Genomic DNA, 24,504 nt, shown 5'->3' on the forward strand with positions numbered 1-24,504 from the left:
TGATCTTTGCCCATCGGAGGCAGGCGGCAGCAGCCATCGACAACTCGACCTGGTTACGGTACGCGCGGCTACGCCATCCGGTCAAACCGGCGCCGGAGCCCCCGCCCATCCGGTGCCGGACGGGGCCGTCTGTGCACAGGCTGTGGACAACAACTTGAACGAGCCGGGCCGCCCTGACTACCGTGGCCGGACTCCGAACCTTTTCCTTTCTGTCCTTGACTGTCCTTCCCCCGCCCCGGAGCCCGCCTCCGGCGGACGTGCGGGATCTTCGAGAGAGCGTGGCTCGTGGCTGACGTACCTGCCGATCTTGCCGCAGTGTGGCCACGAGTGCTGGAGCAGCTTCTCGCCGAAGGCCAGCAGGGCGTCGAGCCCAAGGACAAGCAGTGGGTCGAGCGCTGCCAGCCACTGGCGCTGGTCGCCGACACCGCCCTGCTCGCGGTCCCCAACGAATGGGGCAAGCGGGTCCTGGAGGGCCGGCTGGCCCCGCTGATCAGTGAGACGCTCAGCCGGGAGTGCGGACGGCCGATCCGGATCGCGATCACGGTCGACGACTCGGCCGCCGGTCCCGCGGCCCCGCAGGCCCCGGCACCGCCCGCCCCGCCGTCCTACGACGACGGCGGCGCCCCGGGCCCCGGCCGCTACCCCCATCAGCAGAACGACCCCTACGGCGGCTACGGCCACCGGCCGGGCGACGACGGGCTCCCGGAGATCCGGCCCGCCTACCCGGAGTATCCGCAGTCCCGGCCCGAGCCGGGCGCCTGGCCGCGGAGCCAGGAGGACCTGTCCTGGCAGCAGCCGCGGCTCGGCGGCTTCCAGGACCGCGATCCGTACGCCTCCCCCCGGTCGCATCAGCCGCCGCACGACTACCGCTCCCCGCAGCAGTCCGAGCACCAGGGGTACGAGCCCCCGCGCCCGGAGCGGCGGGAGCCTCCGGCGCACCGGCCCGGCGGCTCGGGCGCGCCCGGTCACTCCGGGGGTCCCGCCCCGTCCGGTGGACCGGGCGCCGGCGGCGGGCCCGGCGGTCCGGGGATCCCGGCCGGACTCATGGGGTCGTCGCCGTCGTCCGGCGGCGGGGCCGCGGGCCCCGGGGAGCCGCATGCCCGGCTGAACCCCAAGTACCTCTTCGACACCTTCGTCATCGGCGCCTCCAACCGGTTCGCGCACGCCGCCGCCGTGGCGGTGGCCGAGGCCCCGGCGAAGGCGTACAACCCCCTCTTCATCTACGGGGAGTCGGGGCTCGGCAAAACGCATCTGCTGCATGCCATCGGGCACTACGCGCGCAGCCTCTACCCGGGGACCCGGGTGCGGTACGTCAGCTCCGAGGAGTTCACCAACGAGTTCATCAACTCGATCCGGGACGGCAAGGGCGACACCTTCCGCAAGCGCTACCGGGACGTCGACATCCTGCTGGTCGACGACATCCAGTTCCTGGCGAGCAAGGAGTCGACGCAGGAGGAGTTCTTCCACACCTTCAACACCCTGCACAACGCCAACAAGCAGATCGTGCTCTCCTCGGACCGGCCGCCCAAGCAGCTGATGACGCTGGAGGACCGGCTGCGGAACCGTTTCGAGTGGGGGCTGACGACCGATGTCCAGCCGCCCGAGCTGGAGACCCGGATCGCGATCCTGCGGAAGAAGGCGGTCCAGGAGCAGCTGAACGCGCCGCCGGAGGTGCTGGAGTTCATCGCCTCGCGGATCTCGCGCAATATCCGCGAGCTGGAGGGCGCGCTGATCCGGGTGACGGCCTTCGCGTCGCTCAACCGGCAGCCGGTCGACCTCGGGCTGACCGAGATCGTGCTGAAGGACCTGATCCCGGGCGGCGAGGACGCGGCCCCCGAGATCACCGCGGGCGCGATCATGGCGGCGACGGCGGACTACTTCGGGCTGACGGTGGAGGACCTCTGCGGCTCGTCGCGCAGCCGGGTCCTGGTCACGGCCCGGCAGATCGCCATGTATCTCTGCCGGGAGCTGACGGATCTGTCGCTGCCGAAGATCGGCGCGCAGTTCGGCGGCCGGGACCATACGACGGTGATGCACGCGGACCGCAAGATCCGGGCGCTGATGGCGGAGCGGCGCTCCATCTACAACCAGGTCACCGAGCTGACCAACCGCATCAAGAACGGCTGACGGGGACGGCGACGGTGGCCGGACGGCCGTCGTCGCCGTCCACAGCTGTGGGCGCAGGGCGCCCGGGACGACGGGTCCCGGGCGCCCTCCGTCGTTTCCCGGGCGGTACGGACCCGGCCCCGGGCGGTACGCGTCCGGAGGGCGCCGAGAGCCCCGGGAGGCGCCGGAAACGAGCCCGGGAGACGTCACCTGAGGCGCCCGGAAGGTGCCCCGGAGCGCCGGAAGGGCGCCCCGGAAGCGGTGCTGGGGCGGGCGCGGCGGGGTGCGGAGGCCCCGGAGGCGGTGGACGGCGGCGCGGCGGGTGTTCGAATACCGACCGGGATGGCGCGGTTCTCCACAGGAAGGGGGAGAATCCACCGTCCACACCCTGGGGACTGCGGAGTTGTCCCTACGGTGTCCACAGGCGGACCGACCCTCTGATGATCACAGCAGGTCAGTCGGTTGTGGAATTGTGGCCAACCGTGATCCACAGGCTGTGGACAACAAGATCGTCCACAGGGGTCGGGAAAAGTTGTCCACCGGCCACCCACAGACGACGGCCGGTTGCCCACAGCTTGTCCACACCGCTGTCCACTGTTCGGCAACACAACACCCCCTCTCACCCGGTCGAGTGAAAGCCGTCACACCAGGACACCGGATTGGGCTGTGGGGAACCTGGGTAAAGCTGGGGACAGGACTGGGGAGAACTACCCCTCGGCTGTGCATCGCCTGTGCAGAACTTTCCGGTGTCCACAGAAACCCTGGGTTTACCCCCAGCGCCACCCACAGGCCCGGTGGATAAAAAACCGCGACTGACCTGCGAAAACGGGGTTATCCACGGTATCCACAAGCCCTACTACTACTCCCACTTAGAGTTACCGGGGAATTCGCTTCGAAGTGGGACCTGTGCACAACTCGCGCCGACCGCCCGGCACGCCCGTCGACCCGACTTGACCCCGAGGCGCACCCGCTGTCAGCGCCGTACGTCAGACTGGTCCCCGGCGACACAGCCGACGACAAGAGCCAGCAAGGGCGAGACGGCGACAGCAGGAGGCGGTTCCGGTGAAGATCCGGGTGGAGCGCGATGTACTCGCGGAGGCGGTGGCCTGGGTGGCCCGGAGCCTCCCAGCCCGTCCTCCGGCGCCCGTGCTCGCGGGTCTGCTGCTGAAGGCCGAGGACGGCGCGCTGAGCTTCTCCAGCTTCGACTACGAGGTCTCGGCCCGTGTCTCGGTCGAGGCCGAGATCGAGGAGGACGGCACGGTCCTGGTCTCCGGCCGGCTGCTCGCCGACATCTGCCGCGCCCTCCCCAACCGCCCGGTGGAGATTTCCACAGACGGTGTACGGGCGACCGTGGTCTGCGGCTCCTCCCGCTTCACCCTCCACACCCTGCCGGTGGAGGAGTACCCCGCTCTGCCGCAGATGCCGACCGCGACCGGGACCGTCCCCGGTGAGGTCTTCGCCGCCGCCGCCGCCCAGGTCGCCATCGCCGCGGGCCGGGACGACACGCTGCCCGTGCTGACCGGTGTCCGGATCGAGATCGAGGGCGACACCGTCACGCTGGCCTCCACCGACCGCTACCGCTTCGCGGTCCGCGAGTTCCTGTGGAAGCCCGAGGAAGCGGGTACCTCCGCCGTCGCCCTGGTCCCCGCCAAGACCCTGCTGGACACGGCCAAGGCGCTGACCAGCGGTGACACGGTCACTCTCGCGCTCTCCGGCAGCGGTGCCGGTGAGGGGCTGATCGGTTTCGAGGGCGCCGGACGGCGGACCACGACCCGGCTGCTCGAAGGCGATCTGCCGAAGTACCGCACGCTCTTCCCGACCGAGTTCAACTCGGTGGCCGTGATCGAGACCGCGCCCTTCGTGGAGGCCGTCAAGCGCGTCGCGCTCGTCGCCGAGCGGAACACCCCGGTCCGACTCAGCTTCGAGCAGGGCGTGCTGATCCTCGAAGCGGGCTCCAGCGACGACGCACAGGCTGTGGAGCGGGTCGACGCCCAGCTGGAGGGCGACGACATCTCGATCGCCTTCAACCCGACCTTCCTGCTCGACGGTCTGAGCGCGATCGACTCCCCGGTCGCCCAGCTCTCCTTCACGACCTCGACCAAGCCGGCCCTGCTGAGCGGCCGTCCCGCGGTCGACGCCGAGGCCGACGACGCGTACAAGTACCTGATCATGCCGGTCCGCCTCTCCGGCTGATCATCCACCGGACCCCGGCCGGCCGTTCCCGGCCGCCGGGGTCGTGCCCCCGCCCCGGGTCAGGGGCACGACGACCGCCGCGCCCCGGCGGACTCCACCCCGCCGATGGGGCGACGGGTGGCCCGCCGGGCCGCACCGAGCCGTCCGGCGTAGGCTCGACCCAGGTCAGGTACGGAAAACGTCGGACTATGCGAAGGACACGAAAGATGCAGCTCGGCCTCGTCGGCCTCGGGAAAATGGGCGGCAATATGCGCGAGCGCATCCGCCGCGCGGGCCACACCGTCGTGGGATACGACCGGAACCCCGATCTCGCCGATGTCCACAGCCTGTCGGAGCTCGTGGAGCAGCTTCCGGCCCCGCGCGTGGTGTGGGTGATGGTCCCGGCCGGGGCCGCGACCCAGTCCACCATCGACGAACTGGCCGAACTCCTCTCCCCCGGCGATGTCGTCGTCGACGGCGGCAACTCCCGCTGGACCGACGACCAGAAGCACGCCGTCGAGCTGGGCATCAAGGGCATCGGCTTCGTCGACTGCGGTGTCTCCGGCGGTGTCTGGGGCCTGGAGAACGGCTATGCGCTGATGTACGGCGGTGACGCCGAGAACGTCGCCAAGGTGCAGCCGGTCTTCGACGCCCTCAAGCCCGAGGGCGAGTTCGGCTCGGTGCACGCGGGCAAGGTGGGCGCCGGGCACTTCGCCAAGATGGTCCACAACGGCATCGAGTACGCGATGATGCAGGCGTACGCCGAGGGCTGGGAGCTGCTGGAGAAGGCCGACGCCGTCACCGACGTACGCGAGATCTTCCGCTCCTGGCAGGAGGGGACGGTGATCCGTTCCTGGCTGCTGGACCTGGCGGTGAACGCGCTCGACGAGGACGAGCACCTCGACAAGCTGCGCGGTTACGCGGAGGACAGCGGCGAGGGCCGGTGGACCGTCGAGGCGGCCATCGACCACGCCGTGCCGCTCCCGGCGATCACCGCGTCGCTCTTCGCCCGGTTCGCCTCGCGGCAGGACGACTCCCCGCAGATGAAGATGATCGCGGCGCTGCGCAACCAGTTCGGCGGCCACGCGGTGGAGACCAAGAAGTAGAAGTAACGGCCGTCGGCCGGAGAGCACGACGGCCGCGGCCGGGGAGGTCGGCGTAGATCCATGCACGTCACGCATTTGTCGTTGGCCGACTTCCGCTCGTACGCCCGGGTCGAGGTACCGCTCGACCCGGGCGTCACCGCGTTCGTGGGGGCGAACGGGCAGGGCAAGACCAATCTGGTCGAGGCCGTCGGCTATCTGGCCACCCTCGCCAGCCACCGGGTCTCGTCGGACGCCCCGCTGGTCCGCGCCGGGGCCGAGCGGGCCGTGATCCGGGCCGCCGTCACCCAGGGCGAGCGGTCCCAGCTGGTCGAGCTGGAGCTCAACCCGGGCCGGTCCAATCGCGCCAGGATCAATCGATCGTCGCAGGTCAGGCCGCGTGATGTGCTGGGGATCATACGGACCGTACTCTTCGCGCCGGAGGATCTGGCGCTGGTCAAGGGCGATCCGGGCGACCGGCGGCGCTTCCTCGACGAGCTGATCACCGCGCGGTCGCCCCGGATGGCCGGGGTCCGCTCCGACTACGAGCGGGTGCTCAAGCAGCGGAACACCCTGCTGAAGTCGGCGGCGCTGGCCCGGCGGCACGGCGGCCGGGGCGCCGACCTCTCCACCCTCGACGTCTGGGACCAGCATCTGGCCCGCGCCGGTGCCGACCTGCTGGCCCGCCGGGCCGAGCTGATCACGGCCCTCCAGCCACTGACCGACAAGGCGTACGAGTCCCTGGCGCCGGGCGGCGGTCCGGTCGCCCTGGAGTACCGCTCGTCCGCCGCGGCGGCGGCGGCGGACGGCGACCCCGGCCGGGAACCGGCCGAGACGGCGGGAGCGGCGGACGCCGAGCCCTCACCGGACCGCCCCGACGAGCTGTACGAACAGCTGATGGCGGCGCTGGCCGCGTCCCGCAAGCAGGAGATCGAGCGGGGCGTCACCCTGGTCGGGCCGCACCGCGACGAGCTGGTGCTCCGGCTCGGCCGGCTGCCCGCCAAGGGGTACGCGAGCCACGGCGAGTCCTGGTCGTACGCGCTGGCGCTCCGGCTGGCCTCGTACGATCTGCTGCGCGCCGAGGGCAATGAGCCCGTACTGGTCCTGGACGACGTCTTCGCCGAGCTGGACGCCCGGCGGCGGGAGCGGCTGGCGGAGCTGGTGGCACCGGGTGAGCAGGTCCTGGTGACCGCGGCGGTCGGCGACGACGTGCCGGATGTGCTGACCGGGGCGCGGTACGCGGTGGCGGAGGGCGAGGTGACCCGGCTGTGAACGAGAACACGCCGTTCCCGGGGTTCGGAGCCGGTGGGCCGGGTGCCGGTCTGCCGGGCGGTCCGGCGGGTCCGGGCGGGCCCGGAGTTCCCGGTGGGCTCGGTGGGCTCGGTGGTGCGGACGGCGCCCGGGTGCCGGAGCCGTCGGGGATCGATCTGGCCCGGGTCGCGCTGCGTGCCGCGAAGGAACAGGCCCGCGCCCGCGGGGCCGCCGCGCAGGAGCGGCGGCAGGCCCGCCGGGGCGGCGGGCTCCGCTCCGGCGCCCGGGCGGACGGCCGTGATCCGCTGCCGCTGGGCGCCGCGATCAACCGGCTGATCACCGAACGCGGCTGGGAGACCCCGGCCGCCGTGGGCGGGGTGATGGGCCGCTGGCCGCAGATCGTCGGCGAGGGCCTGGCGCAGCACTGCGTACCGCAGCGGTACGACGAGGACGAGCGGGTGCTGACGGTGCAGTGCGACTCCACGGCCTGGGCGACCCAGCTCCGGCTGCTCGCGCCCCGGCTGGTGGCCCGGCTCAACGAGGACCTGGGCCAGGGCACCGTGCGGCTGATCAAGGTGCTGGGGCCGGGCGCGCCGCGCCGGGGTTACGGGCCGCTGCGCGCCCCCGGCAGTACGGGCCCCGGCGACACCTACGGCTGATGCCGTACGACGGGGCCGGGGGCGGGTGGTTCCGGGGCGGTTCCTGAGGCGTACGAGTCCCGGACGGGTTCCGGGCGGATGCCCCGCCGGTCCCGGGACGGTGGGTCCTGTACGGGCCCGGAACCCCGGCCGGTCTCCGGTTCGTACGGCGTTCGGCGCGCCGGGCCCGGCCCGAGGCCGTCGGCCGTGGACCGTCTCCTGTGGATCTCGCCGGGTTCGCGTGCCCTGGTACGCGCTCCCCCCGGGCCCCGGCGACCCGGGAAGTGCCTGACGCCGCGTTGCCGTCGATCGCCGATGGCACCCTGCGCCGCGTGGACTCGCCGCCCGGCCCGGGGACCCCCTCCTCCGCCTTGTGATCGCACACAGCCCCGGCCCCGCTCGCTCATCCTGTCGGAGGCCGCCGAGAAACTCGCCGGCCGTCGCGGGGCCGCCGGACTCGGGGGCGCCGGACTCGGGGGCGCCGCGCCGGGGGCTCGCGGGTTTCGTCGTACGCCCCGCCCGGCGTCGTACGCCCGTAACGCGCTCCGTTCTCCGCCGCCCGCGCCTCCGCGCCGGGGATCCGTCCCCCACGCCCTCTCCCGAACCGCCCGGACCCGCCCCGGAGCCGTCTCCCGGCGGTGGCCCGGCCCTCGCGGGCGCACGGGCGACCGGCCCCGGGCGAGGGGCGGGGGACGCCTGGTGCGGATGGTCTTCCCGGGGCGCTGCCGGACCGTGACGAACGGTTGACAGGCAGAAGCGCTCAACGCCCGTGTGAGCCTCTTGGAGCCCCTCCCCTGATATGGGGAGTCGGACCGACGGTTCCCAGGGCGGCACATGCGGACTCAGCCACCGGCAAACCCCCATTCGTGTCGGCGGTACCGGTAGACTGGTGGACAATCCCGCCACCTTGCGGAACATGTCGAACGACGCAGCCGTCCCCGCCTGCCCGGAGAACGGCTTGTGCTGTGCCAGAAAGGGCGCTTCGTGGCCGATTCCGGCAACCCCAACGAGATCAACCCGTCCACTCCCGCCGACGGAGGCGGCGAGGTCACCGCCTCGTACGACGCCAGCGCGATCACCGTCCTGGAGGGCCTGGACGCGGTCCGCAAGCGGCCCGGAATGTACATCGGCTCCACCGGTGAGCGTGGCCTTCATCACCTCGTCTACGAGGTCGTCGACAACTCCGTCGACGAGGCGCTCGCCGGGCACGCGGACACCATCGACGTCACGATCCTCGCCGACGGCGGGGTCCGGGTCGTCGACAACGGCCGCGGCATCCCGGTGGGGATCGTGCCCTCGGAGAACAAGCCCGCCGTCGAGGTCGTACTGACCGTGCTGCACGCGGGCGGCAAGTTCGGCGGCGGCGGCTACGCCGTCTCCGGCGGTCTGCACGGTGTCGGCGTCTCGGTCGTCAACGCGCTCTCCACCAAGGTCGCGGTCGAGGTCAGGACGGACGGCCACCGCTGGACCCAGGACTACAAGCTCGGCGTCCCCACCGCGCCCCTCGCCAAGAACGAGGCGACGGACGAGACCGGTACGTCGGTCACCTTCTGGGCCGACGGCGACATCTTCGAGACCACCGAGTACTCCTTCGAGACGCTCTCCCGGCGCTTTCAGGAGATGGCCTTCCTGAACAAGGGCCTGACCCTGACGCTGACCGACGAGCGGGAGTCCGCGCGGGCCACCGTGGGTGCCGACTCGGCCGAGGAGCAGGACTCCGACCAGGCGCGCTCGGTCACGTACCACTACGAGGGCGGCATCGTCGACTTCGTCACGTACCTGAACTCGCGCAAGGGTGAGCTGATCCACCCGACCGTCATCGACATCGAGGCCGAGGACAAGGAGCGGATGCTCTCGGCCGAGATCGCGATGCAGTGGAACTCTCAGTACACCGAGGGCGTTTACTCCTTCGCGAACACCATCCACACGCATGAGGGGGGTACGCATGAGGAGGGATTCCGCGCCGCGCTCACGGGCCTGGTCAACCGGTACGCCCGGGACAAGAAGCTGCTCCGCGAGAAGGACGACAACTTCTCCGGCGAGGATATCCGCGAGGGCCTGACGGCGATCATCTCGGTCAAGCTGGGCGAGCCGCAGTTCGAGGGCCAGACCAAGACCAAGCTGGGCAACACGGAGGCGAAGACCTTCGTCCAGAAGGTGGTGCACGAGCACCTCACGGACTGGTTCGACCGCAACCCCAACGAGGCCGCGGACATCGTCCGCAAGGCCGTCCAGGCGCAGACCGCCCGGGTCGCCGCCCGCAAGGCCCGCGATCTGACCCGCCGCAAGGGTCTGCTGGAGTCCGCGTCCCTGCCGGGCAAGCTCAGCGACTGCCAGTCGAACGACCCGACGAAGTGCGAGATCTTCATCGTCGAGGGCGACTCGGCCGGCGGCTCGGCGAAGTCCGGCCGCAACCCGATGTACCAGGCCATCCTGCCGATCCGCGGCAAGATCCTGAACGTCGAGAAGGCCCGGATCGACAAGATCCTCCAGAACACCGAGGTCCAGGCGCTGATCTCGGCCTTCGGTACCGGGGTCCACGAGGACTTCGACATCGAGAAGCTCCGCTATCACAAGATCATCCTGATGGCGGACGCCGATGTCGACGGCCAGCACATCAACACCCTGCTGCTGACGTTCCTCTTCCGCTTCATGCGGCCCCTGGTCGAGGCCGGACACGTCTTCCTCTCCCGCCCCCCGCTCTACAAGATCAAGTGGGGTCGGGACGACTTCGAGTACGCGTACTCGGACCGGGAGCGCGACGCCCTGGTCGAGCTGGGCAAGCAGCAGGGGAAGCGGATCCGGGAGGACTCGATCCAGCGCTTCAAGGGTCTGGGCGAGATGAACGCCGAGGAGCTGCGCGTCACCACGATGGACGTCGAGCACCGGGTCCTCGGCCAGGTCACGCTGGACGACGCCGCCCAGGCCGACGATCTCTTCTCGGTGCTGATGGGTGAGGACGTCGAGGCCCGGCGCTCCTTCATCCAGCGCAATGCCAAGGACGTCCGCTTCCTCGACATCTGAGTCGGTCTCCGCTGACCGTACGAAAGGATCCAAGACCAGCAATGGCCGACGAGAACACTCCTGCCACCACCGAGGACCCCGCGGGCGACGCCGCCGCGGACGAGCAGCCGCAGATGCGGATCGAGCCCGTCGGGCTCGAGACGGAGATGCAGCGCTCCTACCTCGACTACGCGATGTCCGTGATCGTCTCGCGTGCGCTGCCCGATGTCCGGGACGGCCTCAAGCCGGTTCACCGCCGGGTGCTGTACGCGATGTACGACGGCGGTTACCGGCCCGAGAAGGGCTTCTACAAGTGCGCCCGCGTCGTCGGTGACGTCATGGGTACGTACCACCCGCACGGCGACTCCTCGATCTACGACGCCCTGGTCCGGCTGGCCCAGCCGTGGTCGATGCGGATGCCGCTGGTCGACTCCAACGGCAACTTCGGTTCCCCGGGCAACGACCCGGCCGCCGCCATGCGGTACACCGAGTGCAAGATGATGCCGCTGTCGATGGAGATGCTCCGGGACATCGACGAGGACACCGTCGACTTCCAGGACAACTACGACGGCCGTAACCAGGAGCCGACGGTCCTCCCGGCGCGCTTCCCGAACCTGCTGGTCAACGGCTCCGCCGGGATCGCGGTCGGCATGGCGACCAATATCCCGCCGCACAATCTGCGCGAGGTCGCGGCCGGTGCCCAGTGGGCGCTGGAGCACCCCGACGCCTCCCACGAGGAGCTGCTCGACGCGCTGATCGAGCGGATCAAGGGCCCGGACTTCCCGACCGGCGCGCTGGTCGTGGGCCGTAAGGGCATCGAGGAGGCGTACCGTACCGGCCGCGGCTCCATCACGATGCGCGCGGTGGTCGAGGTCGAGGAGATCCAGAACCGGCAGTGCCTGGTGGTCACCGAGCTGCCGTACCAGGTCAACCCGGACAACCTCGCGCAGAAGATTGCCGACCTGGTCAAGGACGGCAAGATCGGCGGGATCGCCGACGTACGCGACGAGACCTCGTCCCGGACCGGCCAGCGGCTGGTGATCGTCCTCAAGCGGGACGCGGTCGCCAAGGTCGTCCTCAACAACCTCTACAAGCACACCGACCTCCAGACCAACTTCGGCGCCAATATGCTGGCGCTGGTCGACGGGGTGCCGCGGACGCTCTCGCTGGACGCGTTTATCCGCCACTGGGTGACCCACCAGATCGAGGTCATCGTCCGGCGGACCAGGTTCCGGCTCCGCAAGGCGGAGGAGCGGGCCCACATCCTGCGCGGTCTGCTCAAGGCGCTCGACGCGATCGACGAGGTCATCGCGCTGATCCGGCGCAGCGACACCGTCGAGATCGCCCGCGGCGGCCTGATGGACCTGCTGGCCATCGACGAGCTCCAGGCCAACGCGATCCTGGAGATGCAGCTCCGCAGGCTGGCCGCCCTGGAGCGGCAGAAGATCATCCAGGAGCACGACGAGCTCCAGGCGAAGATCAACGAGTACAACGCGATCCTCGCCTCGCCCGCCCGGCAGCGGGGGATCGTCAGCGACGAGCTGGCCGTCCTGGTCGAGAAGTACGGCGACGACCGCCGCTCGCAGCTGGTGCCCTTCGACGGCGATATGTCCATCGAGGACCTGATCGCCGAGGAGGACATCGTCGTCACGATCACCCGCGGCGGCTATGTGAAGCGGACCAAGACCGACGACTACCGTTCGCAGAAGCGCGGCGGCAAGGGGGTGCGGGGCACCAAGCTGAAGGAGGACGACATCGTCGACCACTTCTTCGTCTCCACCACCCACCACTGGCTGCTCTTCTTCACCAACAAGGGCCGGGTCTACCGGGCCAAGGCGTACGAGCTGCCGGACGTCGGCCGGGACGCCCGCGGCCAGCACGTCGCCAACCTGCTCGCCTTCCAGCCGGACGAGCGGATCGCCGAGATCCTGGCCATCCGGGACTACGCGGCCGCGCCGTATCTGGTCCTCGCCACCAAGGGCGGCCTGGTCAAGAAGACCCCGCTGAAGGATTACGACTCGCCCCGCTCCGGCGGTGTGATCGCGATCAACCTCCGGGAGACCGAGAGCGGCGCCGACGACGAGCTGATCGGGGCGGAGCTGGTCTCGGCCGAGGACGATCTGCTGCTGATCAGCAAGAAGGCGCAGTCGATCCGGTTCACCGCGACGGACGAGGCGCTGCGCCCGATGGGACGCGCCACTTCGGGTGTCAAGGGGATGAGTTTCCGCGAGGGCGACGAACTGCTCTCGATGAATGTCGTCCGGCCCGGTACGTTCGTCTTCACCGCAACCGACGGCGGGTACGCGAAGCGGACCGCGGTCGACGAGTACCGCGTCCAGGGCCGCGGCGGCCTCGGCATCAAGGCCGCCAAGATCGTGGAGGACCGCGGCTCGCTCGTGGGCGCGCTGGTGGTCGAGGAGTCCGACGAGATTCTGGCCATCACCCTCGGCGGTGGTGTGATTCGTACGCGAGTCAATGAAGTCCGGGAGACCGGCCGTGACACCATGGGTGTCCAGCTGATCAACCTGGGCAAGCGCGATGCCGTGGTCGGTATCGCCCGCAACGCCGAGGCCGGCCGCGAGGCCGAGGAAGTCGACGGAACCGAAGTCGGATCCGACGGAACCGAATCGGCTCCCGTGACCTCTGTTGAGGTCAGGGGGATCGGTGTGGCCGGCGGTGAACCGGCCGAGGCGGCTGCCGAGGGCACTGAGTCCTCGGCCCGGGAGCACGAGGAGTAAAGGCGTGAGTGGAGCCACGGGAGCCGGGCCGGCCGCAGCCGGAGCTGCCAAGAGGAACGGCCCCCGTGGCTCTGCCACGGACTCCCAGGGGGGTGCGGTGGACACGGACGGGCGTTCCCCGGTCTTCGACGGCAAGCGCCCGGCGGCCCAGCCCGCTTCGGGGCCCTACCGCCCCCCGCAGGCGTATCAGTCGGCGGACGGCGACGAGGGCGTCCGGATGCCCCGTACGGGCGCCCGGACCACCCCCCGGACCCGGAAGGCCCGGCTGCGGGTCGCCAAGGCCGACCCGTGGTCGGTGATGAAGGTCAGCTTTCTGCTCTCCATCGCGCTCGGGATCTGCACCATCGTCGCCTCGGCGGTGCTGTGGACGGTGATGGACGCCATGGGCGTCTTCTCCACCGTCGGCGGCACGATCAGCGAGGCCACGGGCTCGAACGAGAGCAACGGCTTCGACCTCCAGGCGTTCCTCTCGCTCCCCCGGGTGCTGATCTTCACCTCGGTGATCGCGGTCATCGATGTGGTCCTGGTCACGGCCCTGGCGACGCTGGGCGCCTTTATCTACAACCTTTCCGCGGGCTTCGTGGGCGGCGTCGAGCTGACCCTGGCGGAGGACGAGTAGACCCACCCGGCCACCGCGCCGGGCTCGTTGTCGGGGGAGGCCCCCGGGTGTCCGCACCCGGGGGCCTCCCCCGCTCCGGCGGCCCCTGCGCGCGGCCTCGTTCCGCCCTTTCGCGGGGGTCGCGTTTACGGATTTGGGCGCTGCGCCGCACGTGCGCTAATCTTCAGAGGTCAGCGCGGAGCGCGGCGGGGCTATAGCTCAGTTGGTTAGAGCGCATCCCTGATAAGGATGAGGCCACAGGTTCAAATCCTGTTAGCCCCACAGTGTGTAACACCAGGTCAGAAGCCCTGTAGAACCTCCGGGATCTACAGGGCTTCTACCATTTGGGCGCTCCCTACCCCGCCCCTACCCCGGCGCGGTCCCTTTCGGCCTCTCGTAGTCCATTCCGATCAACAGTGTGTAGACGTGTTGTAGCTGTGGGTACAGTGTCTGGTGGGGAGACGGTGGAGAGTCGCCCGCCGTCTGACGTGCAACCCCTATGTGGCCCGGTGGGACTGTCGGGAGGCTTTCCTGCCGGAAGGGGCGCCCCCCTGCGCATCAGCGCAGGGGGGCGCCTTCATAGGGGCCGAGGAAGAGCGACCGCCGGGCAGCCCGAGACCCTTGCGCCAAGTGCCCTAGACGCGCAGCGGCCCGCAGCGGACGTGCATCACGCTGCGGGCCGTGCGCCACCGCGACCATCAGGCCGCGGAGTCTCTGGGGAGGGTAGACAGGGGGTCTGACAACCACCCGCCCTCAAGGGGGTAGAGCCCGGGGATCTGGCCCGGCCGCAGGTCCCCAACCCTGCGGCCGGGGGCTCAGCGGGCCAGTGGATCGGCCGGCGGTATCGGGCGGCGGTTGGGACGGCAGCCCGGATGCGCGTACAGAGCGCCCACCGGGAATCGCCGGAACACGCGGTGAGCCTCGACCGGCTCGACAGGCTTCTGGCACCGCGTACACACTGGCCACCCATCAGGCCAGGAGGGCTCTGCACCGGGCGCGTCCTGAGTCACCGGCGCGTCCCGTTCGTCTCCCGTACCCGCTCCCGGAGAGCGGCCATGGTGGCGCTCTCGCCCTCTCCAGGGCCATCGGGACAAACAGGCTGCCCGCACTGGCACAGCGGCCAGGGCGATGGGGCGGGGTCGAGAGATGCGTAGGGAGAAGAGCTGCCCGCGATCCGTCGAATCTCAGTACGATCCACCACTTCGACTTCCTTCTGTCGGCGGTACCACCGGGCCGGTCACGGGCCTCTTCTGCAGTCCCTGCCGCGATCAGTCGTAGGAGTCCGGCGCAGCATCAAGGGTCGACACCCCGGATATGCTCGGCAGCTGGTCCTCCGCGACCTCGCCGAGGACCACCATGGCCACAAGGCCGAGCCCTGCCACGATGGCCCCACCGAGCGCGGACGCAGCGCCAACTCCATCGCCCACGTGATAACTCACAGGCGCGCCCGGACCTTGTCGTGGTACATCGCCAGCGTCTCCACCAGGCCCGATAACCGGATGAGCGTCGCGGCTGGATCCCCGTCCGCCTCGGCCACCGGATCTTCGACAATCTGACGCGCATACCGGATGGTGTCGAGGACGACCGTACGGTGCGTGCCGCGAAGGGTCCGGCCATATGCCTCCCCGGGGACCATGAGTGCCGTCGCGTACTCACGGAGCCGGTGTCGCAGCCCATCGACCGTAGGCCCGGTGGGCTGCGTACCGGCCAGCTCCAGCCCAAGCCGGACATCCGCATGCATCTCCGATAGGTCGATATCGGCGGCGGTCGGCAGCCCGGTGACGTACTTCTTGACCGGCGGATAGACGTCGTCTCCCAAGTAACGGTGGAGGGTTCCGGGGGGAGCCCAGATCACACCGTTGACCTCGGCCGGTGCCGCTGCAGTCGGCCGGGGGCTCGTGCCCTGCGCGACGTGGCAGACGACGTACGCGATGAACTGGCCGGAGATCCGGTGGACCCGAGCGCCGAGGAATGCCCCGGCCGTCACGGTGAGTCCGGTCTCTTCCCTGATCTCGCGTACGGCTGCGATCTCGGGGGTCTCGTCAGGTTCGATCCATCCGCCAGGGAAGGCCCAGCCGCTCGGCGGGCCGGTGCGACGGGCGAGGAGTACGGCTCCGTCTGCGCGGGCCACGATGCCCACCGCCACAGCGGGCCGGGCCGCGGGCGGCCGTTCGTCAGTACCAATCGTCACGGCGACTCCACCTAGTCGTCCACCCCCGGACCCGGGCAGGTCGCAAGGGTTTCTGCTGTCTGGTGAATAGCGTCGTCGCGTTGGCGGGGCGGCTGAATGACCGGCGGGTGTTACCTAGGCGGTAATAGCATCGTTGATGCTCCAGTTAGGCGCCCTGCCGCGCGTAGGATCTCTGGAAGTCGGCACCCGATATGGACACCACCCCCGGCCCGCTCGCCCCCGACATCCTCGACAGAGGAGACCTTCGACAGGCACTCGCGGAGCACGACTTCGGAGGCGCCTTCGCACTCATCAAAAAGTACGGCGGCCTCTCCCAGAACCGCATCGCGTCCGCGTGCCAGCTCACCCCGGGCAAGGTCTCCCTCATCATCAACCGCCAGCACCAGGTCACGAGCTTCGACGTCATCAGTCGGATCGCCGACGGACTGCGCATCCCCGGCCGCCTGGTCGGGCTCGCCCCCCGCGCGTGGGAGACCGAGCAGCCCGCACCGCCCCCGGTGTCCAGGGCCGAGCAGCCTGCCGCGGACGAGGTTCCATGGCGGGCGGCTACGACCGTGGGCATGGCCGCGACCCTGACACGGAGCGATCTCGTGATGGACCGACGCGAAGCCACCCGAGCCCTCGCCGGAAGCGCCATCACCGGCGCCGCCTTACTCGACCCGCTCGAAGGATGGCTGAAGCCGCCGGGCCCGAGAGCGGAGCGCCGCCCGGCCGGGAGACTCGGCCTGCGGGAAGTCGACGAACTTGCCGCCACGGCGAAAGTCTTCCGAGCCTGGGACCACCAGTACGGCGGCGGCCTCCGGCGCAAAGCGGTCGTCGGACAGCTCAGCGAGGTTGCCGCCCACCTTGATGAACACCAGTTGCCGCAGGTCGAGCAGCAGCTGTACAGGGTGATGGCCCAGCTGGCCGGTACGGCGGCCACCATGGCGTGGGATAGCGGACTCCAGCGCCGCGCCCAGGACTACTACCTCCTAGCCCTCCGTGCCTCCCATGCCGGGGGTGACACGGCCTTCGGCGCCAACATTCTCGCCGGGATGGCCCGACAGCTTCTGTACCGCGACCGGCCATACGACGCCCTCGACCTCATCCGCCTCGCCCAGGATGGCGCCCGCCACGTTGCCGGTCCCCGGGTACGGGCCATGCTCCACACCCGCGAAGCCTGGGCCTACGCATCCCTCGGCCGGATCGCCGCCTTCGAGCGGGCCACCGGCCAGGCCCGGGAATCCCTCGCCGACGCCGACGCCGATACCGAGCCGTACTGGATCGCGTACTTCGATGATGCTGAACTCTCCGGGACGACGGGCGGGCGGCTGCTCGACCTCGCCCGGCAGGACCCTCGGCAGCACGCCGAGGCAGCAGCCGACGCGATCGGCCGGGCGCTGGCGCAGCGTGGCCCGGAGGCTGGGCGGAGCCACGCCCTCGACCGCATCGGCCTCGCTCGCTGCCATTTCCTTCTCGGCGATCTTCGCGAAGGCGTCGCCGAGACGCACCGCGCAGTCGACGCGGCTCAGGCCACCCGGTCGGCCCGGGTCAGGTCCCAGATAGGGAAGTTGTACCCGCTCACCGTCGGCAGCACGGCCCGGCCCGTACAGGAAGCACGCGATAGGATCCGCGATCTGCTGTCGACCTGAGAGGGGCCCGCCGTGGTGACCATCGCCGTGACCGGACACATGGACCTGACCGCCGAGACGATTCCGCTCGTCCGCGCCGCCCTCCGCGACCTGCTCGCTGGACACGGGGGTAACCTCACCGGGGTGTCATGCATCGCCGCCGGATCTGACAGCCTCTTTGCCGAGGCCGTGCTCGATGCGGGCGGGAGGCTCGTGGTCGTCATCCCGTCCCGGGACTACCGGCAGGCCAAGGTCAAGCCTACCCATGCCGAGCTGTTCGACCGACTCCACGCGGCGGCGACCGATGTCGTCGTGATGCCGTACGAGACCGCGGACCGGCAGGCGTACGAGGCGGCCAACCGGGAACTGCTCTCCCGGTCGGACCGGCTTGTCGCCGTCTGGGACGGAACCCCGCCCTCCGGGAAGGGCGGCGGTACCGCCGATACCGTTCTCGACGCACGCGCGGCGGGAACCCCTGTGGATGTCGTCTGGCCCGAGGGCGCGGCCCGGCGAGGCTGACCAGGGCCGGGGCCGTCGTACGTCACCCTGATGACGTACCGCCGAGGACGGTGGCGAGGGCGGCGGCGCTAGCTTTCAGCAGCGCCGCGTACGTCGGATCTCCCTCGCGCTCGGCCGAGACCATCAGCAGACGGCGAGCTGTCTCGACTGCTGCCCGCTGCGGCGCTGGCAGGCCCGGGGCCTGGTCCTCCTGCCGGTCCTCGGGCAGCCGGTCGAGGCGCACCATGACTCCGCCGGTGCCCTCTTGGGCGGTCACCGACCAGTCGACCGCCCGCACCCGGTACTCGGATTGCTGCCAGGTCTCTCCGTCGTCCTCGGTGATCAGTACCTCTTCGCCGACCCGGGGCACTGCGGGCAGGTCGACCGTGAGCTGCTCGTCGTACGGCTTGGCGTCGGGCCGGAACCCGAACACCCGGTCCCCGAGCTGAAGATCCATCTTCATGTCGCGCTTCCTCCTTCTCGCCGGGTGCCCCGGCGATCACCTGTCGGTACTGCTCGGTTCGAGGCCGTCGTCTCCACCGATACGGGGGATCCTGCCGTGGCTCGAGGTGGTCCGAGGGCAGAACGTGTCAGATCTCTGACAGAACAGCGGTCTTGCCGATGTCGACTCGACGCGCGCCGTACCGTCACCGGCATGTGGACCACACTCATCGCCGTGATCGGCACGCTCTCCGGAGTCGCGCTCGCCAGCACCACCCAGATCTGGGCGGACCGCCGCGCCCGTACGCACCAGCACCGCCAGGACGTCGCCGCCGCGGCGGCCGCGCTCCTCGACGCCGTGCTCTCGTACCGGGAGATCTACTGGCTGCGCGTCGACTCCATCCGTGGTGGCGAGGCTGATCCGGTCGACCGGGCCGCCGTCTACCGGGCCCGTAGCGAGGTGACCCGGGCGCGGGACCGGCTCGCCCTCGCCACCGCCGACCCGGCCCTGATAGCGGCGGCCGAGGAGGCGGCCTGGTCCGCGATCGATCTCTCGGACGTACGCCTCGGCGCTCCTTCCAGCGGGCGGTTCGCGGCGGAGGTCGAGGAGGCGCTGGACCGTGGGCGGGAGAGGACCCGCGACGCGCACACCGCGCTCCGCGTCGCGGTGACCGAGTACGTCCACGGCCAGTAACAGCCCGCCCATGGCGAAAGGCCCCGTCCGCCCCGGTGAGGGGCGGACGGGGCCGTTCTATTCGTCGGATGCTGCGGCGGTACGGCGATCGACGCGGTCGACCGCGTCCCTCAAGGACGTGCCCGAGTTCGGCAGCAGCTCATGCTCAACCGCCGTCACCCGCCGCTCTATGGCCTCGAGCCGCTCCATCACCCCAGGGCGGGGAGGGACTCCGGGCCGTCCTTCCTCGCCGGTCCAGTCGTCGGCGATCTGCTCGACGTGCACCAGGACGCGGTGGGTCCAGCGGATGACGGGGGCGATGGCGAGCAGCGCCGCAGCGCCGCCGCCCAGCCAGAGCAGAAGTTCCACGTTCACCCCCCGCGGCGGATCAGGTCGGATATGCCGCCGTCCGGGGTGGGGGTGTCCGTGCGGAGCCATCCGGGGAGGAGGCGCTGGACGCCGGGCAGCGCCATGACCCGGGCCAGTCCGGCCGCGACGGCCAGGGCGCCGGCCACCCACGGCAGGGTCGCCGGGATCCCGGACTCGGCCACGATCGCGGGGAGCATGACGGCCAGGCCGACGGCGGTCTGGAGCGCGGTGCGCAGGGTGCGCTTGGTGGGGTCCTTCATGGTGGTCCTCTCAGGGGGTGACGGTGAAGCCTCGGCGCGTACCGAGGGCTCGGAGGGATGAGGGGCCGGGGATGCCGTCGGCGTCGCCGCCCGTGTAGCCGAGGCCGCGCTGCCAGGCGGCGTACGCCTTCTTGGTGGCGGTGCCGTAGTGGCCGTCGGCGAGGGAGGCGGTGAGCAGGCCCTCCTTGACCAGGGCCTGCTCCACGATCTTCACCCCGGGATACGAGACGGGGGCGCTCGGCCTGGAGGGGTCCCGGCGGGCGGCGGCGACGATCTTCGAGAGGTCGACCACGGGTGCGGTGGGTGAGGTCGGCGGCTTCGGCTTGGCCGGTGCCGTTGCCAGCCTCTTCGCGATCCGGTCCCGCAGGGTGGGCATGGCGAAGCCACGGGGGTCGACCTTGTCGTCGGACCACTCGAGATGGCCGATCACCGACTTCGCCGACCAGCCGTGGATCCGGCAGAGTGCGGTCGCGGCCCGTTCGATCGCGTCGAGCTGGGCTGCGGGCCAGGGGTCCTTGCCGTCGCCGAGGTTCTCGCACTCGAATCCGTAGAAGTGGCGGTTGCCGTCGATGCCGTCCTTGTTGCCCTTGGTGGGGGCGGGGGGCCTGGCGCCGTACGACTCGGCCGTGACGGCGGCCAGGACGGCGGGGTCGCCGCCGCCCGCGTGGTTGGTCCGGCCCCAGCCGATCAGATGGACCGTGCCGTCCTTGGTGATCACTCCGTGGCAGAGGGGGCCGGGGAGGGTGGGGTGGCCGCGTCGGCAGAGGGCGACCGGATCCGTCGGGCGCCGGGTGACGGTGTGATGGATCATCACTCCGTTGACGGGTCCCCAGGGGCGGCCGCCCGCGGTCCGGGTGTGGTTCTGCCAGTTGCCGACTTCGGCGATCTTCACGCCCTCGGCGCGGAGGGCGGCCTCGAACTGGGCGGCGGTCATCGGTTTTGCCATCGGTGCCTCCGGGCATGACGGAACCCCCGGGCCAGAGGCGGCACGGGGGTTCGCGGGTCGTGGGTCAGCGGGGTTTGTGGATGATGAGGGCGTCGAGATGGACGCCGGACGTGGTGGCACCGGCGGCAGTGGGGACGGAGACGGTGAGCGCCCCGGACGTCATGATCGCCAGCCGGGCCGGGTAGTGGGCGCTGTTGCTGGCGAACGTCGCGGTCCCGCGTTCGGCGGTGGGCCGGTAGTCGGGGTTGAAGGTGAAGACGGAGACCGTGGCCCCGGCGGTGATGCCGGTGGTGTTGACGCGGCCGGTGTACTCCCAGACGAGGGAGCCGTGGATCCGGAGGATCCTCATCTCCGGTGCGGGGGACCCGGGGGATCCGGCGGCGGTGTAGGTGCCGAGGAGGCCGATGCTGGTCCAGTCCATGACCAGCTCGACCAGCTCGGTGTTGAGGTCGTCGGCGCGGATGCGGGATCCGGCGGCGAACGGTCCGGACACAGAACCTCCTAGAGGGCGAGGATTGAGGGGTTCGCGAGGCGGACGGCGGCCTGGGCGAGGTGGGGTTTGGTGATGCCGTTGACCGAGCGGGTCACGGTCAGCCGCTGGTGGCGGCGCTCGACCAGGTCGTCCACGGTGACGGTGACGGGCAGGCCGGTCGCGCCGGTGCCGAGCAGTGTGCGGATGCCGACCGGGCTGGACCCGGTCAGGGAGAAGTCCTCGGCTGCGACGTGCCAGATCGTCGGCTCCGTCCCCGTGGCGGCCCAGGCCCGGGCCCGCAGGACAGTGCCGGTGATCTGCAGGCGTACGGCGATCCGGACGGCCGCGCTGTGGGTGAGGCCGGGGACGGTGACCCCGGCCAGCTCGGTCTCGGTGTCGATCATCTTGCGCAGTGACAGCAGCACGGCCCCGGTGGTGGTCAGCTCGAGGCGGGCCGAGTAGTAGGTGTCGACGCCGGTGGCGCGGCAGAGGAGGGCGATGTAGGTGGAGGCGCCGGTGGCGAGAGGGGCGCCGACGGTGGCGGAGACGTCGACGCTGACGTAGATGCCGACGCTCGGAACCGGGATGACGGCCATCCTGGGTGTGTTGGTGGCGGCGTGGGTGATCCGGCCCAGCCCGCCGCTGACGGAGAAGTCGGCGGCCCCACCGCCGTAGACCTGCCAGGGCTGCCCGTCCGGTGGTGCTCCCCACCCGCCGGTGACGGTCCGGCCGAACGTATCGGCCAGCCGGGGCGCGACGGCGGTGACCCGCATGACCTCGCCCCCGACCGCGACGTCGAACGGCCAATCGGCCGGGTCGGTGGTCCATAGAGGCCCGGTGGTGGTGGCGACCTCGAGGGCCGTGGCGCTGCTGGACACCGCAGCGAGGGTGAGCGACCCGGAGGTGTCGGCCCGGCCGCCAATGGGATCGTCCAGGACGGCGACGGTCCACGGCCCGCCCGGCGCGCACGTGAACACGATGGTCCAGCCGTCGGGTCCGCACGTTTCGGTGTAGCCGCGGATCAGCAGATCGACTGGGCCCGGGCCGTGGGAGCGCGGGGGGTTGAGGATCCGGAGGACGTCGCCGACGTCGGCGCGGAGGATCTGGTCGACCAGCGCCGCGACCCGCGGGTTGCCGAGGTTCAGGGTGATCTTGGCGTAGCGGGTGCCGGGGTGGGTGCCGAGGTGGAGCATCCATCCGGCGTGCTGCGCGGGCTGTCCGTCGTCGTACAGGTTGAGGGTGTGCGAGACGTCGTACAGCCCCACTCCGGCGGGCGGGTCCTGGATCGACAGGGGGCCTTCGGTGAGGACGGCCCGCCCGGGCGAACCGCCTTTCCGTACGACGGTGACGTCGTTCTCGGACGCCTTGTCGTCCGGCGCGGGACGGAACGGCGGGCTGATGACCCCGGTCGCGTAGTCGAGGACGAGAGCGGGGGTCTGGTTGTAGAGGGTGTCCCGGCCCCGGTAGACGAGGGCCAGGGCGTCGCGCTGCTCGAGGACCAGGCCGTGATCGGCGTCCCCCGCCTCCGCGAGGGCGTCCAGGAGGGTCTCCTGGTACTGCGGCCCGAGCCGGGTCTGCTCGGCGATGACCCCGGACGCGGACACCGGGATCCCTTTCTCTTGCGCGGTCCGTACGACCCGGGCCCCGGCGGTCTCTCCGGCGTACCCGGCGAGGGTCGCGTAGATCTGGGCCGGGCTGGGCGCCCCGAGGCGGCTCCAGTAGGAGAGGTACCCGAGCGCCGGGGTCCCGCCGCCGTCGGGCCCGACCGGGTTGGTGTCCCACGCCAGCATGAGGGCGCGGGCCTCGCGGATGCCCTCGCCCACGGTGGCGGACAGGACGAGGGTGCCGTCGATGTGCACCTGGACGCCGGTGGTCGCACCGGCCGGGATGGTGGTGAGCCGGATGTGATGCGGCCCGGGCGTGAACGGGACGAGACTTTCGCCGGTGGCGACCAGGGCGGTGGAGGAGGTGTCGGTGGTGGTGATGACGCGGGTGATCCGCACCGTGCCGTCCGCGCTGATCTGCACGCGGAGGTCGTACCGGGGGTCGACGTCCGTGCCGTACCCGCGGTCCTCCACCACCAGGGTCTCGTCCCGCGAGGCGCCGGAGCGCACCCACTCGGCGCACCACCCCTCGACCCGCGCGGCCCCGTCGAACGGGACCGGCGCGGTGACGTAGCCGACGGTCTGCGAGGGGGCCTGCAGGACGGGCTCGATCCAGTCGGCGAGCGTCCCGCCGGACCAGCCGGGCACGCCGGTGCCGGAGGCGATGACCGCCCGGGCCGGGCTCGTACCGGCGAGCGGGGCGCCGGCCAGCGCGCGGTCGCCGTCGGTCAGGGGCCAGCAGGCGATCAGCGCCTCCCGGGGGGCGGCGAAGAACCGGGCGATCGCGCTGCCGAGGGGCTTGGCTCCGGCGGCGAGGCGGCGGGTGATGCCGGTCGGGGCGATGGGGACGATCGCGTCCGCCCCGGACGCGTCGTGCTCCTGCGGCCAGGCCGGGATCTCCCCGACCAGCCGGACGTGCCGCCGGGTGAAATAGGCGCCGCGCTGCAGGGTCCAGAGGAGGCCCGTGGTGTCGGTGATCGTGGTCGCGCCGGTCTGCCCGGCCGCCAGGTCGAGGTCGGCCCGCAGCGGGCCGTCGATCCCGGCCCGCAGCTGGACCCGGTAGACGGCGCCGGTGAACGCGCCCAGCGCCGAGCCGTCCGGCAACGCGTTGAACTGGCTGCCGTGGCCGACTTCGAGCGGCGCGGCCGTCCCGTGGTGGACGGCCGTGGTCCCGGCCAGCACCACCGGGTCCCCGACCGGCTCCCACGGCCCGGCGATTCCCCGCGACCACCAGAACCGCACCGTGCAGCCCGCGGCCCCGTTGTCGGCGTCGAGGGTCGCCCGGACGGTGATCCGCTGCCCGCGGTGCGCGGGGACCGGGGCCGTCGCGGTCGCGACCCTGCGCAGGGTGGTGCCGTCGGGGTGCCAGATCAGAACGAGCCGCCCGGCGGTGCCGAGTTCGAGGGCCCAGCAGCGGTTGGTCCCGGCGGTGGCGATGCGGACGGCGAGCATCTGCGGCCGCGCCCAGTCGGTTGCCGCCGCCTCGACCCGGACGTCGAGGTCCCCGGTGACCGAGAGGGCAGCGGCGGCCGGGGTGGTGATCCGGTCGCCGCCGGACGCGGTCGACCCCGGCAGGTAGAGCCACGGCGACCCCGCCTCCACGGAGTACCTCAGCGGGGTGTTGCGGCCGATCAGCCCGTACAGCACGCCTTCGGGATCGAGCGGCGCCAGGTCCCCGCCGCGGTTGTCCAGGATCAGGGTGCCGTTGGTGGGGTCGGGGCGGGACGACCCGCCCGCCTCCGACCCGAACCCCCGGGCAATGGTGACCGTGCCGCGGGCGAGATAGCTCACCGGGACCCACTGGCCCAGGTAGTACAGCTCCGTGACGCGAACCGGCGGGATCTGCACGCGC

The 24,504-nt window shown here is 71.1% G+C and carries 19 protein-coding genes and 1 tRNA gene; 12 read left to right on the forward strand and 8 right to left on the reverse strand.

Annotation, left to right across the window (positions count from 1 at the left end):
• The first annotated feature begins 285 nt into the window (after positions 1-285).
• The 9 genes from dnaA to ABZ714_RS19390 all read left to right on the forward strand — a co-directional run bounded on the left by dnaA (position 286) and on the right by ABZ714_RS19390 (position 13,870).
• A complete protein-coding gene (dnaA, locus tag ABZ714_RS19350; protein ID WP_358826474.1) occupies positions 286-2,127 on the forward strand; it encodes a chromosomal replication initiator protein DnaA in 1,842 nt (613 codons plus the stop codon).
• Between the two features lie 1,041 nt (positions 2,128-3,168).
• On the forward strand, positions 3,169-4,299 hold the full coding sequence (dnaN, locus tag ABZ714_RS19355; RefSeq protein WP_358826475.1) for a DNA polymerase III subunit beta: 1,131 nt from the start codon (positions 3,169-3,171) through the stop codon (positions 4,297-4,299).
• Between the two features lie 188 nt (positions 4,300-4,487).
• Positions 4,488-5,384 (forward strand): phosphogluconate dehydrogenase (NAD(+)-dependent, decarboxylating), encoded by an 897-nt coding sequence (gene gnd, locus ABZ714_RS19360; protein ID WP_358826476.1) that lies wholly within the window; start codon positions 4,488-4,490, stop codon positions 5,382-5,384.
• Positions 5,385-5,444: 60 nt separating this feature from the next.
• Complete coding sequence (gene recF / locus ABZ714_RS19365) at positions 5,445-6,632, forward strand: DNA replication/repair protein RecF (protein ID WP_358826477.1); 1,188 nt, start codon at positions 5,445-5,447, stop codon at positions 6,630-6,632.
• A 131-nt stretch (positions 6,633-6,763) separates the two neighbouring features.
• Positions 6,764-7,270, forward strand: a complete 507-nt coding sequence (locus tag ABZ714_RS19370) for a DciA family protein (RefSeq protein WP_358826526.1) — start codon at positions 6,764-6,766, stop codon at positions 7,268-7,270.
• 939 nt (positions 7,271-8,209) lie between these two features.
• A complete protein-coding gene (gene gyrB, locus ABZ714_RS19375) occupies positions 8,210-10,273 on the forward strand; it encodes a DNA topoisomerase (ATP-hydrolyzing) subunit B (RefSeq protein WP_358826478.1) in 2,064 nt (687 codons plus the stop codon).
• Positions 10,274-10,314: 41 nt separating this feature from the next.
• A complete protein-coding gene (gyrA, locus tag ABZ714_RS19380; protein WP_358826479.1) occupies positions 10,315-12,990 on the forward strand; it encodes a DNA gyrase subunit A in 2,676 nt (891 codons plus the stop codon).
• A 4-nt stretch (positions 12,991-12,994) separates the two neighbouring features.
• Complete coding sequence (locus ABZ714_RS19385) at positions 12,995-13,609, forward strand: DUF3566 domain-containing protein (RefSeq protein ID WP_358826480.1); 615 nt, start codon at positions 12,995-12,997, stop codon at positions 13,607-13,609.
• A gap of 187 nt (positions 13,610-13,796) precedes the next feature.
• A tRNA-Ile gene (locus ABZ714_RS19390) sits at positions 13,797-13,870 on the forward strand.
• Between the two features lie 986 nt (positions 13,871-14,856).
• Here ABZ714_RS19390 and ABZ714_RS19395 read toward each other — a convergent pair.
• Complete coding sequence (locus ABZ714_RS19395) at positions 14,857-15,015, reverse strand: hypothetical protein (RefSeq protein WP_358826481.1); 159 nt, start codon at positions 15,013-15,015, stop codon at positions 14,857-14,859.
• 8 nt (positions 15,016-15,023) lie between these two features.
• The gene (locus ABZ714_RS19400; protein WP_358826482.1) at positions 15,024-15,779 is read right to left on the reverse strand and encodes an NUDIX hydrolase; all 756 of its coding nucleotides are present in this window, start codon (positions 15,777-15,779) and stop codon (positions 15,024-15,026) included.
• 191 nt (positions 15,780-15,970) lie between these two features.
• On the opposite strand from ABZ714_RS19400, the gene ABZ714_RS19405 reads away from it, so the two are divergent.
• Together ABZ714_RS19405 and ABZ714_RS19410 are read left to right on the forward strand one after the other, a co-directional pair.
• Entirely contained in the window at positions 15,971-17,410 is a 1,440-nt protein-coding gene (locus tag ABZ714_RS19405; RefSeq protein WP_358826483.1) for a hypothetical protein, read from the forward strand.
• 12 nt (positions 17,411-17,422) lie between these two features.
• Positions 17,423-17,908 (forward strand): hypothetical protein, encoded by a 486-nt coding sequence (locus tag ABZ714_RS19410; protein WP_358826484.1) that lies wholly within the window; start codon positions 17,423-17,425, stop codon positions 17,906-17,908.
• Positions 17,909-17,930: 22 nt separating this feature from the next.
• Here ABZ714_RS19410 and ABZ714_RS19415 read toward each other — a convergent pair whose 3' ends face one another.
• On the reverse strand, positions 17,931-18,350 hold the full coding sequence (locus ABZ714_RS19415; protein ID WP_358826485.1) for a hypothetical protein: 420 nt from the start codon (positions 18,348-18,350) through the stop codon (positions 17,931-17,933).
• 192 nt (positions 18,351-18,542) lie between these two features.
• Here ABZ714_RS19415 and ABZ714_RS19420 point away from each other — a divergent pair, with 192 nt between their 5' ends.
• Complete coding sequence (locus ABZ714_RS19420) at positions 18,543-19,022, forward strand: hypothetical protein (protein ID WP_358826486.1); 480 nt, start codon at positions 18,543-18,545, stop codon at positions 19,020-19,022.
• Between the two features lie 57 nt (positions 19,023-19,079).
• Here the strand turns inward: ABZ714_RS19420 and ABZ714_RS19425 are convergent, their stop codons facing one another.
• The 5 genes from ABZ714_RS19425 to ABZ714_RS19445 form a co-directional block, all read right to left on the reverse strand.
• Positions 19,080-19,376: a hypothetical protein gene (locus ABZ714_RS19425; RefSeq protein ID WP_358826487.1), complete on the reverse strand. Its 297-nt coding sequence runs from the start codon at positions 19,374-19,376 to the stop codon at positions 19,080-19,082.
• Positions 19,373-19,630, reverse strand: a complete 258-nt coding sequence (locus tag ABZ714_RS19430) for a hypothetical protein (RefSeq protein WP_358826488.1) — start codon at positions 19,628-19,630, stop codon at positions 19,373-19,375. The genes ABZ714_RS19425 and ABZ714_RS19430 overlap by 4 nt, the downstream gene beginning before the upstream one ends.
• Before the next feature lie 10 nt (positions 19,631-19,640).
• A complete protein-coding gene (locus ABZ714_RS19435; RefSeq protein ID WP_358826489.1) occupies positions 19,641-20,576 on the reverse strand; it encodes an N-acetylmuramoyl-L-alanine amidase in 936 nt (311 codons plus the stop codon).
• Between the two features lie 64 nt (positions 20,577-20,640).
• The gene (locus ABZ714_RS19440; RefSeq protein WP_358826490.1) at positions 20,641-21,069 is read right to left on the reverse strand and encodes a hypothetical protein; all 429 of its coding nucleotides are present in this window, start codon (positions 21,067-21,069) and stop codon (positions 20,641-20,643) included.
• Positions 21,070-21,077: 8 nt separating this feature from the next.
• Complete coding sequence (locus tag ABZ714_RS19445; RefSeq protein WP_358826491.1) at positions 21,078-24,500, reverse strand: hypothetical protein; 3,423 nt, start codon at positions 24,498-24,500, stop codon at positions 21,078-21,080.
• Positions 24,501-24,504 lie beyond the last annotated feature (4 nt).

This window comes from Streptomyces sp. NPDC006798 (genome assembly GCF_040635975.1).
Classification (GTDB): Bacteria; Actinomycetota; Actinomycetes; order Streptomycetales; family Streptomycetaceae; genus Streptomyces.

Coding starts and splice junctions, on each gene's coding strand:
- ABZ714_RS19420 (WP_358826486.1), top strand. CDS start 18,543: ATGTGGACCACACTCATCGCCGTGATCGGCACGCTCTCCGGAGTCGCG.
- ABZ714_RS19405 (WP_358826483.1), top strand. CDS start 15,971: ATGGACACCACCCCCGGCCCGCTCGCCCCCGACATCCTCGACAGAGGA.
- ABZ714_RS19415 (WP_358826485.1), bottom strand. CDS start 18,350: ATGAAGATGGATCTTCAGCTCGGGGACCGGGTGTTCGGGTTCCGGCCC.
- gnd (WP_358826476.1), top strand. CDS start 4,488: ATGCGAAGGACACGAAAGATGCAGCTCGGCCTCGTCGGCCTCGGGAAA.
- recF (WP_358826477.1), top strand. CDS start 5,445: ATGCACGTCACGCATTTGTCGTTGGCCGACTTCCGCTCGTACGCCCGG.
- ABZ714_RS19430 (WP_358826488.1), bottom strand. CDS start 19,630: ATGAAGGACCCCACCAAGCGCACCCTGCGCACCGCGCTCCAGACCGCC.
- ABZ714_RS19435 (WP_358826489.1), bottom strand. CDS start 20,576: ATGGCAAAACCGATGACCGCCGCCCAGTTCGAGGCCGCCCTCCGCGCC.
- gyrA (WP_358826479.1), top strand. CDS start 10,315: ATGGCCGACGAGAACACTCCTGCCACCACCGAGGACCCCGCGGGCGAC.